This is a genomic window from Acidisoma sp. S159 (assembly GCF_009766125.1).
Classification (GTDB): domain Bacteria; phylum Pseudomonadota; class Alphaproteobacteria; order Acetobacterales; family Acetobacteraceae; genus Acidisoma.
In genome coordinates this window covers 185,243-201,290 of sequence record NZ_LMUG01000045.1, presented here as the reverse complement: position 1 = coordinate 201,290, position 16,048 = coordinate 185,243, and the positions used below count along the sequence as shown (strand labels likewise).

The 16,048-nt window shown below is 65.6% G+C and carries 12 protein-coding genes; 7 read left to right on the top strand and 5 right to left on the bottom strand.

Features of this window, described 5'->3' with window-relative positions:
* Positions 1-10 precede the first annotated feature (10 nt).
* The 7 genes from rpoC to GSQ92_RS14075 all read left to right on the top strand — a co-directional run bounded on the left by rpoC (position 11) and on the right by GSQ92_RS14075 (position 10,664).
* On the top strand, positions 11-4,177 hold the full coding sequence (gene rpoC, locus GSQ92_RS14105) for a DNA-directed RNA polymerase subunit beta' (RefSeq protein WP_158803802.1): 4,167 nt from the start codon (positions 11-13) through the stop codon (positions 4,175-4,177).
* 211 nt (positions 4,178-4,388) lie between these two features.
* Complete coding sequence (locus GSQ92_RS14100) at positions 4,389-5,489, top strand: RodZ domain-containing protein (RefSeq protein ID WP_158803801.1); 1,101 nt, start codon at positions 4,389-4,391, stop codon at positions 5,487-5,489.
* A gap of 40 nt (positions 5,490-5,529) precedes the next feature.
* Complete coding sequence (gene ispG, locus GSQ92_RS14095; RefSeq protein ID WP_158803846.1) at positions 5,530-6,654, top strand: flavodoxin-dependent (E)-4-hydroxy-3-methylbut-2-enyl-diphosphate synthase; 1,125 nt, start codon at positions 5,530-5,532, stop codon at positions 6,652-6,654.
* A 153-nt stretch (positions 6,655-6,807) separates the two neighbouring features.
* The gene (gene hisS, locus GSQ92_RS14090; RefSeq protein WP_158803800.1) at positions 6,808-8,040 is read left to right on the top strand and encodes a histidine--tRNA ligase; all 1,233 of its coding nucleotides are present in this window, start codon (positions 6,808-6,810) and stop codon (positions 8,038-8,040) included.
* On the top strand, positions 8,037-9,104 hold the full coding sequence (gene prfA / locus GSQ92_RS14085) for a peptide chain release factor 1 (protein ID WP_158803799.1): 1,068 nt from the start codon (positions 8,037-8,039) through the stop codon (positions 9,102-9,104). Before hisS ends, prfA begins: the two co-directional genes overlap by 4 nt.
* On the top strand, positions 9,101-9,985 hold the full coding sequence (gene prmC / locus GSQ92_RS14080) for a peptide chain release factor N(5)-glutamine methyltransferase (protein WP_158803798.1): 885 nt from the start codon (positions 9,101-9,103) through the stop codon (positions 9,983-9,985). Before prfA ends, prmC begins: the two co-directional genes overlap by 4 nt.
* Positions 9,986-10,175: 190 nt before the next feature.
* A complete protein-coding gene (locus tag GSQ92_RS14075) occupies positions 10,176-10,664 on the top strand; it encodes a DUF4167 domain-containing protein (RefSeq protein ID WP_158803797.1) in 489 nt (162 codons plus the stop codon).
* A gap of 186 nt (positions 10,665-10,850) precedes the next feature.
* Here the strand turns inward: GSQ92_RS14075 and GSQ92_RS14070 are convergent, their stop codons facing one another.
* The 5 genes from GSQ92_RS14070 to GSQ92_RS14050 are packed head-to-tail and all read right to left on the bottom strand — an operon-like array spanning position 10,851 to position 16,041.
* Positions 10,851-11,126, bottom strand: a complete 276-nt coding sequence (locus GSQ92_RS14070; protein WP_159013622.1) for an acylphosphatase — start codon at positions 11,124-11,126, stop codon at positions 10,851-10,853.
* The gene (locus GSQ92_RS14065; protein ID WP_158803795.1) at positions 11,123-11,845 is read right to left on the bottom strand and encodes an ATP12 family chaperone protein; all 723 of its coding nucleotides are present in this window, start codon (positions 11,843-11,845) and stop codon (positions 11,123-11,125) included. Before GSQ92_RS14065 ends, GSQ92_RS14070 begins: the two co-directional genes overlap by 4 nt.
* 3 nt (positions 11,846-11,848) lie before the next feature.
* Complete coding sequence (locus GSQ92_RS14060) at positions 11,849-14,404, bottom strand: AsmA family protein (protein ID WP_159013621.1); 2,556 nt, start codon at positions 14,402-14,404, stop codon at positions 11,849-11,851.
* Positions 14,405-14,434: 30 nt separating this feature from the next.
* Complete coding sequence (gene mazG / locus GSQ92_RS14055; protein ID WP_158803793.1) at positions 14,435-15,265, bottom strand: nucleoside triphosphate pyrophosphohydrolase; 831 nt, start codon at positions 15,263-15,265, stop codon at positions 14,435-14,437.
* On the bottom strand, positions 15,262-16,041 hold the full coding sequence (locus GSQ92_RS14050) for an NAD kinase (RefSeq protein WP_158803845.1): 780 nt from the start codon (positions 16,039-16,041) through the stop codon (positions 15,262-15,264). Before GSQ92_RS14050 ends, mazG begins: the two co-directional genes overlap by 4 nt.
* Between the last annotated feature and the right edge of the window lie 7 nt (positions 16,042-16,048).

Here is a 16,048-nt window from a genome sequence, read left to right as displayed (position 1 = left end):
TAGGATCTGCATGAACGAACTTATGAAGATTCTCGGTCAAACCGGTCAGCCGATGACCTTTGACGAGATCAAGATCCAGATCGCTTCGCCCGAGCAGGTGCGGAGCTGGTCTTATGGCGAGATCAAGAAGCCCGAGACCATCAACTACCGCACCTTCAAGCCGGAGCGGGACGGGCTTTTCTGCGCGCGGATTTTCGGACCGATCAAGGACTACGAGTGCCTGTGCGGCAAGTACAAGCGCATGAAGTTCCGCGGCATCATCTGCGAGAAATGCGGCGTGGAAGTCACGCTCGCCAAGGTCCGGCGCGAGCGCATGGGCCATATCGAGCTTGCCTCGCCCGTCGCCCATATCTGGTTCCTGAAGTCTCTGCCCTCGCGCATCGGGCTGATGGTCGACCTGACGCTGAAGGACCTAGAAAAGGTTCTGTATTTCGAGAGCTATATCGTTCTTGAACCTGGCCTGACCGATCTCAAGCTGCACCAGATGCTGAACGAAGATCAGCTGATGTCGAAGCAGGACGAGTTTGGCGAGGACGCTTTCCGTGCCGGCATCGGTGCCGAGGCGGTGAAGCGCATTCTCAACGACATCGACTTGGATGCCGAGAAGACGCGGCTGCGCGTCGATCTCAAGACCACGACGAGCGAGGCCAAGCGCAAGAAGCTGGTCAAGCGTCTTAAGCTCATCGAGGCTTTCGCCGAGAGCGGCAGCAAGCCCGGCTGGATGATCCTCGACGTGGTGCCGGTGATTCCGCCCGAGCTGCGGCCTCTGGTGCCGCTGGATGGCGGCCGCTTCGCAACCTCGGATCTCAATGATCTCTACCGCCGCGTCATCAACCGCAACAACCGGTTGAAGCGCCTCATCGAGCTGCGCGCGCCCGATATCATCGTGCGCAACGAGAAGCGCATGTTGCAGGAAAGCGTTGACGCGCTGTTTGACAACGGCCGCCGTGGCCGCGCCATTACCGGCGCCAATAAGCGTCCGCTGAAGTCGCTGTCCGACATGCTGAAGGGCAAGCAAGGCCGTTTCCGCCAGAACCTGCTCGGCAAGCGCGTCGATTACTCGGGCCGCTCGGTCATCGTTGTGGGTCCGGAGCTGAAGCTGCACCAGTGCGGCCTGCCGAAGAAGATGGCGCTGGAGCTGTTCAAGCCCTTCATCTACGCCAAGCTCGAAAAATACGGTCACGCGACGACCATCAAGGCCGCCAAGCGGATGGTCGAGAAAGAGCGTCCCGAGGTCTGGGACATTCTGGAAGAGGTGATCCGCGAGCATCCCGTGATGCTCAACCGCGCGCCGACCTTGCATCGCCTCGGCATCCAGGCTTTCGAGCCGGTGCTGATCGAAGGCAAGGCGATCCAGCTTCACCCGCTGGTCTGCACCGCCTTCAACGCGGATTTCGACGGCGACCAGATGGCGGTCCATGTGCCGCTGAGCGTGGAAGCGCAGCTCGAAGCCCGCGTGCTTATGATGTCGACGAACAACATCCTGAGCCCCGCGAACGGCAAGCCGATCATCGTGCCGAGCCAGGACATCGTGCTCGGCCTGTACTATCTGTCGCTGGAGACGCCGGAATTCCGAGTGGCGGTGGACAACGACGCCCCGGCTTTCGGGACGATCGGCGAGATCGAGCATGCGCTGGCCGCCAAGCGCGTGCAGATGCATGACAAGATCCGCGCGCGGATCCTGGTGCAGGAAGGTCCCGGCGAGCCGGTGCGCCGCGTTGTCGTGACCACGCCGGGCCGTATGCTGATCCAGCAGATCCTGCCGCTGCATCAGAACGTGCCCTTCACGCTGATCAACAAGCAGCTGACGAAGAAGAACGTGTCGGACGTGATCGACGCGGTCTACCGCCACTGCGGCCAGAAAGAATGCGTGATCTTCGCCGACCGCATGATGGGCCTGGGCTTCAGCAACGCCGCCAAGGCGGGCCTGTCCTTCGGCAAGGATGACCTGATCATCCCGAAGGAGAAGCCGGAACTGATCCTGAGCACCCAGGGCGAGGTGAAGGAATTCGAGCAGCAGTATCAGGACGGTCTGATCACGGCCGGCGAGCGCTACAACAAGGTGGTGGACGCCTGGTCGCGCTGCACCGACCTCGTCGCCAGCGCCATGATGAAGGAGATCTCCAAGCAGGAGATCGGCACGCCGACCAACTCGGTCTGGATGATGAGCCATTCCGGCGCGCGTGGATCGCCGGCGCAGATGCGCCAGCTCGCGGGCATGCGCGGCTTGATGGCGAAGCCCTCGGGCGAAATCATCGAGCAGCCGATTATCGCCAACTTCAAGGAAGGCCTGTCGGTTCTCGAATACTTCAACTCGACCCACGGCGCCCGTAAGGGTCTCGCGGATACCGCGTTGAAGACGGCGAACTCCGGCTATCTCACGCGCCGTCTGGTGGACGTCGCGCAGGACAGCATCATCGTCGAGGAAGACTGCGGTACCGATAAGGGCCTCACCGTGCGCGCCGTCATGGATGGCGGCGAGGTGGTGTCGTCGCTTTCCGAACGTATCCTCGGCCGCTTCTCCTGCGAGGATGTGCTGGACCCTGTGACGGCGAAGGTGCTGCTGGCGAACAATACGCTGATCGAGGAAGAGGAAGCCGACCTCATCGAAAAGTCGGGTGTCGAGGCGGTGAAGATCCGCTCGGTGCTGACCTGCGAGGCCGAGATCGGCTGTTGCGGCCATTGCTACGGGCGCGATCTTGCGCGTGGCACCCGGGTCAATGCCGGTGAGGCGGTGGGCGTCATCGCCGCGCAGTCCATCGGCGAGCCTGGCACGCAGCTCACGATGCGCACTTTCCACATCGGCGGTGCCGCGCAGCGTGGCGCGGAGCAGTCGAGCGTGGAGGCGAGCCATGAAGGCTCGGTTGTGGTGCGTAACCGCAACGTGGTTATCAACAGCTCGGGCGTGCCCGTGGTGATGAGCCGCAATTGCGAAATCGTGCTGGCCGACAGCAACGGACGGGAGCGTGCGCGCTTCCGCGTGCCTTACGGCGCGCGGCTGCTCACGGACGATACCCAGCCGGTGGTGCGCGGCCAGAAGCTGGCGGAGTGGGACCCCTACACCCTGCCGATCATCACCGAGAAGAACGGCGTGGTTGAGTTCGCCGATCTGATCGAGGGTATCACGCTGGTCGAGCGGATGGACGAAGTCACCGGCCTGACCTCGAAGATCGTGGTCGATTACAAGCAGGCGGCGAAGAACGTCGATCTGCGGCCGCGCCTCCAGCTGAAGGATGCCAAGGGCGAGGTCATCAAGCTGCCGAATGGTGGCGAGGCGCGCTACTTCCTGCAGCCGGACTCCATTCTCTCGATCGAGAATGGCGCGACGGTCGCGGCCGGTGACGTGCTGGCGCGTATCCCGCGCGAAGGCAGCAAGACGCGCGACATCACGGGCGGCCTGCCGCGCGTGGCGGAGCTGTTCGAGGCGCGGCGCCCGAAGGATCACGCGATCATCGCCGAGAACGACGGCCGCGTGGAATTCGGCAAGGACTACAAGGCGAAGCGCCGGGTCATCGTGAAGAACGACGAGACCGGGGAAGAGAGCGAGTATCTCATTCCCAAGGGCAAGCACGTCTCGGTGCAGGAAGGCGACTTCGTGCGTCTCGGCGACCCGCTGGTCGACGGTCCGCGCGTGCCGCATGACATCCTGCGCGTGCTGGGTGTCGAGGCACTGTCCGACTATCTCGTCAACGAGATCCAGGACGTGTACCGGCTCCAGGGCGTGAAGATCAACGACAAGCACATCGAGGTGATCGTTCGCCAGATGCTGCAGAAGGTTGAGATCACCGAGCCGGGCGACACGACCTTCCTCACGGGAGAGCAGGTCGACCGGACGGAGTTCGATGCCGAGAACAACAAGCGGATCGCCGCGGGCGAGCGCGTGGCTTCGGCGATGCCTGTGCTTCAGGGCATCACCAAGGCCAGCCTGCAGACCCACAGCTTCATCAGCGCCGCGTCCTTCCAGGAGACCACGCGCGTGCTGACCGAGGCGGCGACCGCCGGCAAGATCGACAGCTTGCAGGGCCTCAAGGAGAACGTGATCGTGGGCCGCCTGATCCCGGCGGGCACGGGCAGCGTGATGAACCGGCTGCGCGCGATCGCGACCGGACGTGCCGATGGCCGCAGTCTGCGGTCCGACACGGGCGCGCTCACCGGCGAGGAAATCGCCGCGGAGTAGCGGCGGAGACACGACCAGACCAGCGCCGGGAGAATGGCTTGCCCATTAACCCTGCGCTGGCGCGGTCGGCCGGCAGTAGAATAAGCGTGAGGCGAGTCGACGCGCTCGCCAAAACGGGGCATTCTCACCCTCGAAACTTGCCTGTTGACCCGGGACGCCGATCTGCGCGCGTTGTCCCGCTTCCTGGTGCAGCTGCACGGAATGAGAGAGAGTGGCAGCCTTTCAGAGACCCAAACGCTCGGTTCCAGACGATCGGGGCAGATCTGAGGACGATTTCCGTGGCCCCGGCGCCGGCACCTCCCGTATCGGGACAGAGCTGAGAGAAGCCCGCGAACGCCTTGGCTATGAGGTGGAGTGGGTCGCCAACGCGCTGCGGATCAAGCCCGCCTTCATCCACGCGATCGAACGTGGCGATTTGCAGGACCTGCCGGGGACGGCCTATGCGGTCGGCTTCGTGCGGACCTACGCGATCGCGCTGGGCCTCGACGCCAACGAGGCGATCCGGCGGTTCAAGGCCGAGCGGGAGGAGGTCACTCATAAGACCGACCTGGTTTTCCCGGCTCCCGCGCCACAGCGCGGAGTCCCTGCTGGGGCGCTCGTCTTGGTGGGTGCCGTGATCGTGATCGCGGGGTATATTGGCTGGTATCACTACTCCGGCCGCAGCGAACGCATGGCTTCCTCAATCGACTCCCTGCCCGCCCATCTGGAGCCTCTGGCGCCACCGCCGGCGCCGAAGTTCGCTCTGGTCAAGCCGGCACCGGTACGTCCGAAGCCCGTTGTCACGCCGGATCCTGGGCCGCCTCTGCCGAATGACGCGGATGTGTCGCCCTCCTCGGCCGCCGCCGCGGTGCCTATGCCAGCGCCACCACCGGCGGCTCGGCTTTCAACGCCACCGACCGCGCTTGGCGCGTTGGCGGAGGCGACACCGCCGCCCGCCGCCCCTGATGGTTCGGCGGCGCTCTCGGCCTCGGCGGGGCAACTGGTCATCGAGGCCAGCGGCGATGCCTGGATCGAAATCAAGAACGGCACGGGGCGAGTGATCTATCAGCATGTGCTGCACTCCGGCGAAAGCTACACGGTGCCGGATCAGCCGGAGCTGACCCTCACCACCGGCAATGCGACCGTCACGACGATCGCGCTGGGCGGCACGCCGCTTGGCCCATTGAAGGGTCATGTCGTCCGCAATCTGCCGCTGGATGCCGCAAGCCTGAAGACCAAGCTCGGCCCTGCGGCTGCCGCGCCGGACGTCACGCCAGCGAAACCTGACGCTAATCCTTCGGTTACCAATTCAGCGGGACATACGAACGGATGACTATCGCGGTCATCGTCTCGCAAAGCCCGCAACGGAGCGCATTATGAGCTACCGCCCCTATCAGCAAATTCAGCGTCGTAAGTCCCGGCAAATCAGCGTTGGGCGCGTGAAGGTGGGGGGCGATGCGCCCATCACCGTGCAAACCATGACGAATACGCTGACGACGGATGTCGATGGCACCGTCGCCCAGATCCGGCTTTCCGAGAAGGCCGGCGTGGACATCGTGCGCGTGTCCTGCCCGGATCAGGAAAGCACCAAGGCGCTGCACGAGATTGTCCGGCAGGTCGATGTGCCGATCGTCGCAGACATCCATTTCCACTATCGCCGCGCTATCGAAGCCGCGGTCGCCGGCGCTGCCTGCCTGCGCATCAACCCCGGCAATATCGGCAGCGCCGAACGGGTGCGCGAGGTGGTGAAGGCGGCGCGGGACCATGGCTGCTCGATCCGCATCGGCGTCAATGCCGGCTCGCTGGAGCGCCATCTGCTCGAAAAATACGGCGAACCCAATCCGGAGGCGCTGGTCGAGAGCGCGCTGGAACACGCCAAGATTCTGCAAGACCACGACTTCCACGAGTTCAAGATCAGCGTGAAGGCGTCGGACGTCTTCCTGGCGGTCGCGGCCTATCAGCAACTCTCGGAAGTCTGTGACCATCCGCTGCATATCGGCATCACCGAAGCGGGCGGAAAGCGCACCGGCACGGTGAAATCCTCGATCGGCCTTGGCTCGCTGCTTTGGGCCGGGATCGGCGACACTTTGCGCGTCTCGCTTTCGGCTGAGCCCGAGGAAGAGGTGCATGTCGGCTGGGAGATGCTGAAGTCGCTCGGCATCCGGCATCGCGGCGTGCGCATCATTTCTTGCCCGTCCTGCGCGCGGCAGGGCTTCGATGTCATCCGCACGGTGGCGGCGCTGGAGGACCGGCTGGCGCATATCGAGACGCCGCTCACGCTCTCCATCATCGGCTGCGTGGTGAACGGGCCGGGCGAGGCGACGATGACCGATCTCGGCATCACCGGCGGCGGCGCCGGGCGGCACATGGTCTATGCCGCCGGCAAGCAGAGCCATACGATCGACAAGGATGCGATGATCGACCACGTGGTCGAGATGGTCGAGGCCAAAGCCGCCGCGATCCGCGCCGCCGAACCCGCCGCCATCGCGGCAGAGTAGCGACGCCGCTGCTCCCCTCTCTGTAAGGGAGGGGCCGGGGGTGGGTTCGCTTGGGTTACACTCGCCAAGCCCACGCCGAACAACCCACCCCAACCCCTCCCTTCCAGGGAGGGGCTATTTCTTTTCTCTCTCCTCCACCCCAGGCCCAATCCCATGCAGCTCCAACCCGTCCGCGGCACGCGCGATCTCATCGGCGAGGAGCAACAGCGCCACCGGCATGTCATGGACACCGCGCGCCGGATTTCCGCCCTCTATGGCTTCGAGGAATGGGTAACGCCGATCTTCGAGGACACGCGCATCTTCGCCCGCACGCTGGGCGAGACTTCCGATGTCGTGACGAAGGAAATGTACACCTTCACCGATCGCGGCGGTGACAGCGTAACACTGCGGCCGGAGAATACCGCCGCCGTGTGTCGCGCGCTGGTCAGCAACGGACTCACGCAATCCCTGCCGCAAAAGGTATTCTACGCCGGCCCGATGTTTCGCTACGAGCGGCCGCAAAAAGGCCGCTACCGGCAGTTTAGTCAAATCGGACTAGAGCTGATCGGCCCAGCTGAGCCGCTGGCCGATGCCGAAGTCATTGCCTGCGGCTGGGACATTCTGACCGCGCTCGGCATTGCTGAGGATGTGGTGGTCGAGGTGAATACCCTCGGTGACATCGCAAGCCGCAACGCCTATCGCCAGGCATTGGTGGATTACTTCACCATCCACGAGGCGTCGCTTTCAGCCGACAGCAAACAGCGGCTGGAGCGTAACCCGCTGCGCATCCTCGACAGCAAGGATGAAGGTGACCGCCGCATCGTTGCTGACGCGCCGACCATCATACCGCATCTGACCGTCGAGGCCGCGCGCTTCTATGACCGTCTGCGCGAGCATCTGACGACGCTCGGCACGCCGTTCATCGAGAACCCGCGCATCGTTCGTGGTCTGGATTACTACAATCACACGGCTTTCGAATTCGTCACGCAGAGCCTTGGCGCTCAGGGAACCGTTCTGGGCGGCGGCCGCTATGACGGCCTCATCGAGGAAATGGGCGGGCCGCCCACGCCCGCTGTCGGCTGGGCGGCTGGTGTCGATCGCATGGCAATGCTCATCGCGGAACCGCCCGCCGCCGCGGCACCGGTCTCGGTGATTCCGGTCGGCGAGGAAAACGAAGGTGCCGCCTTCGCATTGGTTCAGCGTCTGCGCGCGGCGGGGATTCGCGCGGATATCGGCTATCGCGGCAATCTCAAGCGCCGGCTGGAACGCGCGAACCGCATCGGGGCGCGCGCCGCCGTCATTTTGGGCTCGGATGAGGTTGCGCGCGGTGTTGTGCAATTGCGGGATCTCGCGGCGGGCGCGCAAAGCGAAGTGGCGCTCGACGGCGTGGTGGACGCGCTGAGATGAGTCTCGCCGAAAAGCTCGACCGTATTCTTTTGCGCGCGGATGAGTTGCGCGACCGGTTATCCTCGGGTGTGGTCGGTGAGGAATTCGTCCGCGCGTCTCGTGAGCTTTCGGAGATCGAACCGGTCGTCACGCTCATCAGCGAGCTGCGGCAAACCGAGCGCGGGGTCACCGAAGCCGAGGCCATGCTTGCCGACCCCGAAATGCGCGAGATGGCGGAAGCGGAAAGCGAAACGCTCCGCACACAAATCCCGCGATTGGAAAGCGAGATCCGCCTCGCCTTGCTGCCGAAAGATGAAGCCGATGCGCGCTCGGCCATCCTGGAAATTCGGCCGGCGGCCGGCGGCGACGAGGCGGCGCTTTTCGCCTCGCAGCTTTTCGGCATGTATCAGCGCTATGCCGAGTTGCAGGGCTGGCGCTTCGAGATCCTGGAATATGCCGATACGGAACTGGGCGGGCTGAAGGAAGGCATCGCGAATATCACCGGCCGCAATGTCTTCGCGCGGCTGAAGTTCGAATCAGGCGTGCATCGCGTGCAGCGTGTTCCGGCAACCGAGAATCAGGGGCGCATCCACACGTCCACAGTCACAGTCGCGGTTCTGCCGGAAGCCGAGGAAGTTGATGTCGAGATCAACGAAAGCGATCTGCGCATCGATGTATATCGGGCCTCCGGTGCCGGCGGCCAGCACGTCAACAAGACGGAAAGCGCGGTCCGGATCACGCATGTTCCGAGCGGCGTCGTGGTCGCGATGCAGGAAGAGAGAAGCCAGCACAAGAACCGCGCCAAGGCCATGAAGATCCTGCGTGCCCGGCTTTACGAGCAGCAGCGCACCAGCCTGCATGCGTCGCGCGCGGCCGATCGCCGCAGCCAGGTCGGCACGGGGGATCGCAGCGAGCGCATCCGCACCTTCAATTTTCCGCAGGGCCGTGTCACCGATCACCGCATCAATCTTACGCTTTACAAGATCGACCGCGTGCTGCTCGGCGAGATGGATGAAATCATCAGTGCTTTGACCGAGGAAGATCAGGCTGCCCGCCTCGCGGCCTTCGCCGATTCGGATCAGTGACCGCGACACTCGGCGAGACTTGGCGGAACGCGACGCCGCTTCTCGCCGAAGCCGGTATCGAGGCGCCCCACCGGGAGGCGCGTATCCTTCTGGCACATGCATTGGGGGGTGACCTCGCCACGCTGTTGCGCCGTCAGGACGAGGCGGTCACGCCTGAAGTCGCGGCGCGGTTTGCCGGTTTCATCGCGCGTCGGGCCGCGCGCGAATCTTCCGCCACAATCCTCGGGCATCGCGAATTCTGGAGCCTCGATTTTCTGGTCTCGGCGGACACGCTGATCCCACGCCCGGATTCGGAAACGGTGATCGAGGCGGCTCTCGGCTGCTTTCCTGGTCGAAGCGCGGTGAGCCGTATTCTCGATCTCGGCACCGGCAGCGGCTGTCTGCTGCTCGCGGCGCTTTCGGAGTTCCGCGCGGCCTGGGGGCTTGGCGTGGATCGCGCCGAGGGCGCGGCGCTGGTGGCGGCACGGAACGCCGAGCGGCTGGGTTTGAACGGCCGCGCCGCTTTCCTGGTGGGCGACTGGGCGGGGGCCCTGAGCGGGCGCTTCGATCTTGTGCTGAGCAACCCGCCCTATATCCCGGCCGCCGACATCGCGGGGCTGGAACCCGAGGTGGCGCGGCACGAGCCTGTGCTGGCGCTGGATGGCGGGGCGGATGGTTTGGACGCCTATCGCCGCCTGTTTGCCGACCTCGCCAGGCTCCTCACGCCTGTAGGAAAGGCGGTCTTCGAGTTCGGGCTCGGCCAGGAAACGGCTTTGGCGCGGCTCGCGAAGGGTTACGGTTTGGCTGTCGAGGGAACGCGCCCGGATCTTGCGGGTCATCCCCGCGTGACGATCTTGGGTCGCCTGCAAAAAGAAGTTGGCTTATCGGGGGGCGCAGTCTAGCTTGTTTGTGCATGGCGCCGGGGTTGAGCAACTCCCGCCGTGATTTGGCATCCGGTGCAGGGCTTTCGGCTAACGAGCCATAGCGCCAGATCCAGAAACCCTTGTTCGAAGCGTAAAGTCGATTGGGCGGACTGGCCCTCCGGGGCGCTGCCCGAGCGGTTTGCGAATAGGAAAGCGACATGTCGTACTCATGAATATCAAGCGGATGCGTGGCCGTGGCCATCGCGGAACTGGCGGCGGCGGAGGCGGCGGCAACGGAGGCCCGATACGGCATCACTCCGGCGGCAGCGGCGGCGGCGTCCCCCTCAACCGCAATCACGTCTTCGACAGCAATGGGCCTGATCTTCGCATTCGGGGAACGGCTCAACAGTTGTTCGAGAAGTATTTGCAACTCGGCCGGGACGCGACAAGCTCCGGCGACCGGGTGATGGGCGAAGGCTACTTTCAGTATGCCGAGCATTACTTCCGCATCGTGAGCGCCATCAACCAGCAGGCGCAGCAGAATCAGCCGGCCGGCTACCAGAATGGACAGCCCCGGCGCCAGGCGAATGGCGAGGAGCAGCCGCCGACGGACGAGCAGGAATTTGGCTCACCCGAGGAGCAGCTTTCGAGCGAGCAGCGCGAAAGCCATAGTGAGAGCCGCGAAATACCGATCGTCGCCGCAGCGCCGGAAGCCTGAGAGCGCGACCAAGAGAGATCCGTCATGGCACGCGAAGGCGTGCCATCCACGCCTTTTTTGTGAAGCAAGCAAGGCGTGGATGCTGGGCCTTCGCCGAGCATGACGTGGTGGAATGAACGCGGCTCGAACGAAAGACATCCCGCTCTCACGGACCACGCGTGTCCAGTGGTTCTGACCTCATAACCGCTACCGTGATAGCCGGGAAAAGAAGCCCGGCTCCTGCGGCGGTTCCGCCTTCTCTTCCGTGATGCTGGTGACTTGAGCGAGGCGTGGCCCCCGCCGGCAGGCGCGGGCCAATTCCTCGACCGCGTCCGTGGTGCCGCTGACGAGCGCCTCGACGGTGCCGTCGGCGCGGTTGCGGACCCAGCCGTCAATGCCCAAGGCGTGCGCCTGGTTCACCATCCAGTCCCTGTAGCCGATCCCTTGCACGCGGCCGGCGATGATCAAGCGCTTGCTGCTCATAACGGGGGGACTTCCGGAAGAGGACGCGTCAGAGCGACATAGCGCGCAGCGGCCAGCATGTCCCGCTCCGCTACGGCGCGGCGATGGCTGGCCTCACGGTCCTCACCCCATTTCTCTTCCTGAAACAGCTCTTCGAGACAGGACAGGCGATAGGCCTCCGCCGCCGCCAAACCGCCTTCCAGCGTAGCAAGACCCAGCACGAGACTGCCCAGGATCGGCACCATGACGCCGAGCGCGGCAAGGGCATCGGCGTCCTGCCGGTGCGCCGCGCGGGACAAGGCCGAGAGGGCGGCGGGATCCTGATCGAGCAGGGCAATGCCCTCCGTCACGCGCAGCCAGGCGTCCAGGCTACGGCCAGCCCAGTCGAGCCAGGGCTGCCACTCCGCCGCCTGCCGCTGCCGCAGCTCCGGCTGGCTGGCGCGATAGCAGAGCAGGTCGCTTGTCGCATAGCGTGCGACGGCCTCGGCGACCGGTTTCGGATCGGGCGCGACGCGCAGCAGCGCCGTGGCGGCGAGCTGGGTCAGTGGGAGATCGGCGGGGGAAAAGCTGGGCTTGCCTTGGCCAACCCCGTCCCATTCCTCGGCGATGGCGCGGGCCAGGGGCTCGTGGCGCAGCGGCAGGGTTTCGCCGCTCGGCAGGCGCATCGGGCGGCCGTCGAGCAGGATCGCGAAGCCGTATTCGCTCGCGCCGTAGCTTGCCCGCTGCCAGAGGCGTTTCATGGCCTAGCCGCCTTGGCCATGCAGCAATTGCTCGAACAGATTGATCGGCTTGTTGAGGATGCCGCCACCGGGATTGTTGTCCGGCATCGGACCCGGCTGACCGTTACGCGCGAGGGCGAGCGCCGGGGCGCAGGCGCTGGAGGTCGGCGGGGCGGAATGCGCACCGCTCAGCAGAGACTGGAGCAACCCGTTCAGACCAGCGGTATGCTGATCGTTGACGCTCACATCGCCGCCCGAGATGCGCGGCTGAGCGAAGGTCCCGGCAAGCGTCAGCGGAACCTTAAGGTTGCTGCGGCCGAGGTGCAGCTCGGGGTTCAGCGCAATAGCGAGGGTCTCGGAACCCAGGTCGATCGTGCCGGTTCCCTGGAGCAGGAGCAGACTACTGTCGAAGACCAAGGCGGCAACGTTGGCGTGGCCGGCGGTGGAGTCGAGCCGCAGGGCGAGGCACCGCAGCGGCAGCGAACCGGCGGCGGCGAGCAGCGCCGGCGGCAGAACGCGCGCGGCCTTGAACGCCGGGGCGAAGACGCGGGCGAGCATCTGCCCATCGACCACACCATTGACGACGGAGATGCCGAGCGGACCGCTGAGGCTGGCGGCCAGCGCGCGAGTGGTGGCACCGCTCGCGTTGAGGCTGGCGAAGACCTGGCCGAAGCCCTGCCCGGCTCCACCCAGCCCGAGGGCCGCCAGCACCGGGGCCAATGCAATGTTCGGCGCCTGGGCCGAGAGCGAAACCTGCGGCACCGCGCCCGAAGCATCGAGGCTTCCGGCTGCCACCATGGCACCGCCGGGAACCACCACGGAGGATGGCATCAGCGCGAGCTTCCCATGGTCCAGGGTCACGCGGGTGACGAGCGCACGGTATTCGGCTCCCCCGAGCCTCAGGCTGACGAAGCCAAGCCGCAGATCGCCATCGAAACTACGGAGCGCGGCGACCGGAAGCGGCAGGTCCGGGATCACGCGCCGCGGCTCGGCATGCGCGGGAGCCGGCGCTGCCGGTGGCGGAGGTGGCGGGGCTGCCGGCATGGCGGACAGCGGGACAAGCGGCTGACCCATGGCGCGCAACGCGTCGAGGTCGAGACGGGTGGAGCGTAGCGTCGCGTTGACGGCGGTCCGGCCGCCATAGGTGACGGCGACTTCGCCGCCTAGATCTCCCTCGGGCCCGTTGAGGCTCAGGCGGGTAAGCGCAAGACCATGCGCGAAACCCTCGGGCGCATCGGCGAGATTAGCGGAGCCAGTCAGGGCCGTGGCGGCTGGTAAGGGCGCCTCGAAGAGTGGGGACAGCGTCGCGAGGTTGGCGACCTGGGCGGAGAGCGCGACATTTGCGCCCTTCAGGACGAGCGGCTGGGCCAGCGTGCCCTGGGCATGCAGGTTGGACTGCCCGGCGCTCAGGACGAGATCGAGCGGATAGGCGGTCTGTGCCGGACCGCGCAGCGCGGCGATGGCGCCGAGCGTGCCGGAGACTGTGAAGGCGAAGTCGTGACGTTCGCCGAGGATATTGACCGTTACCGGCTGATCCATCGCGGGTGCGATGAGGGAAAGACTGTCGAGCTTGAGACCGGGGAGCAGCGTTCCGAGGTCGGAGGCCTGGGCCTGAGCCGCGATCCGGCTGATGCGCGGGGCACCCTTCGCATCCTGGTCGAGCATGGCGGAGACGGTGACCCCATGCAGCGGCGGCAGCGTCGTGCCTGCTGGGAGCAGGCCCGGCGGCAGAAGCGGCCCCAGGGTTTCGAGCGCGGCGATCTCCCCACGTAGCGTCAGAATATAGCCGGTGGCGTGCATTGGGTCGGCGACGCTGCCCTGAAGGTTCGCTTTCGAGCCGGCGGCGCTCAGCGTCAGGTCGAGGGGCCAGTTGCCGGTGGCGCTACCGGCGAGCAGATCGTCGATCGGTCCGGTGGTTCCTTCGAGGGTGACCGGCACGTCCCGCCACCGTATCGCGCCGTGCAGCGTGATCGGACCATCATCCGCATTCGACGTGACGGAGGCATCCGCCACATCGATACTCTCATCACCGCCAGCACCACGCCAGACGAGGCCGGCGTCGATCAGCCGAAAAGACCGCAGCGAGAGGTGCCAGGGCTGGGCGGCGCCTGAGCTGTTAGCCGAAACAGTCGATGCCGCCGGCGGATTGGGATGGAAGATCCAGTTGGGCTGACCGCCGACGCGCTCCAGCAAGATACGCGGCTGATGGAGGACGAGCCGCGTCAGCGCTATGCGGTGGCTCAGCAGCGGCCAAAGCGAGATCGAGGCTTCGATTTCCGCGACCTGGACCATTTCGGCGGCGGAGCCGCCCGGCAGGTTCGCCAGCCTCAGGTCTTGTGCCCTCAGGCTGGGCACTGGCGTCAGCGCCAGGGAGAGCGGCCCGGCAAGCGTCACCTGCCGCCCGGTCGCCTGGGAGAGTGCCGCGGCGATACGGCCTCGATAGGCGTTGGGATCGAAACTCGCGATGAAGATCCCGGCGGCCGCCAATGGCACCAGGATGATCAGGAGAAGAATCCAGGTCAGGATTCTGAAACGGCGGCGCGGCCGGCGGGACGGGGAAGGCGGAGGAGCATCACTCATGCGGGCTCTTTACCATGCCCGCTGGCGGGATCACGCCCCCTCGCCTCGCTTGACCTCCTGCCAATGCGCTTCGAGCACGTCTAGGGGCTCATCCGTCATTACACGACCGGTAGCGGCAAGACGGGCCTCGATACCCTGGAAGCGGCGGGTGAACTTGGCATTCGCGCCGCGCAGGCTGGCCTCAGCGTCGAGGCCTAGCTTGCGGCAGAGATTAGCCACCACGAAGAGCAAGTCGCCAATTTCGTCGGCCAGCCGGTCCTGCCGCGCCCCGGCGATTTCCGCCTTAAGCTCCGCCACTTCCTCGTCGAGCTTGGCGAAAAGCTGGTCGAGATCAGGCCAGTCGAAGCCCACGCGGGCGGCGCGGGCCGAGAGCTTCTCGGCGCGGGTGAGCGCGGGCAGATTGACGGCTACGCCGGAGAGCGCGCTGGGGGCGCCGGGCTTTGCGGCGCGCTCGGCGGCCTTCTGGGCTTCCCAGGCGGCGTTTTGCGTTGTGGCATCTCGCGGGCCTGCATCGCCGAAGACATGCGGATGGCGGCGACGCATCTTGGCGGTGATGCCGCTTGCGACATCGGCGAAGGAGAACAGCCCCTGCTCCTCCGCCATGCGGGCGTGGAAGACGACCTGGAACAGCAGATCGCCGAGTTCGTCGCGCAGCGCGGATGGCTCGCCGCCCTCGATCGCCTCGGCGACTTCGTAGGCTTCCTCGATCGTATAGGGCGCGATGGTGGCGAAGCTTTGCGCGCGGTCCCAGGGGCAGCCGTGCTCGGGGTCACGCAGGCGGGCCATGAGGTCGAGCAGATCGCGCAGCGCGGTTTCGGCACCGGCTGCCGCCTCGCCGGCCAGCGCGGCGTCGTCCCTCATGCGGCGAATTGTTCCGCGAGGATGCGCTCGGAGAGGCCGTGGTCGGGGTCGAACAGGACGGTCACGGACATCGAGCGTTCCTCGCTGACCGCGACGGAGACGACGTTCCGCACCTCGGTGCTGTCGGCCACCGCCGCCACCGGGCGCTTCTCCACTTCCAGCACCTCGAACAGCACATCGGCGGAACTGGGCAGCAACGCGCCTTGCCATCGGCGTGGGCGGAAGGCGCTGATCGGTGTGAGCGGCAGAAGATTGGCGGAAAGCGGCACGATGGGCCCGTGCGCCGATAGATTGTAGGCGGTTGAACCGGCGGGGGTGGAGATCAGGATCCCGTCGCAGATGAGTTCCGGCAGCCGCACCCGGCCATCCACCGAGACGCGAAGCTTAGCCGTCTGGCGCAGCTGGCGGAGCAGGCTGACCTCGTTGAGGGCCAGCGCCTCCTCGACTGAGCCGGTTTGCGTCACCGTATGCATCCGCAGCGGATGAAGGACGGCGGCCTGGGAGCAAGTGAGGCGCTCGACCAGCCCCTCCTCGGAGAAGCTGTTCATCAGAAAGCCTACGGAGCCGCAATTCATGCCGTAGACCGGGATTGGCCGCCCCAAGACGCGATGCAGCGTTTCGAGCATGAAGCCGTCGCCACCCAGCGCCACCACAACCTGCGCGTCGAGCACCGGAACATTGCCGTAGAGATTGATCAGGCGTTCGCCGGCTTCCTGCGCCAGGAGTGTCGGTGCCGCGACGATGGCTATGCGTTCGAGCCGCTGCTCGCCGAGGATCTGTTCG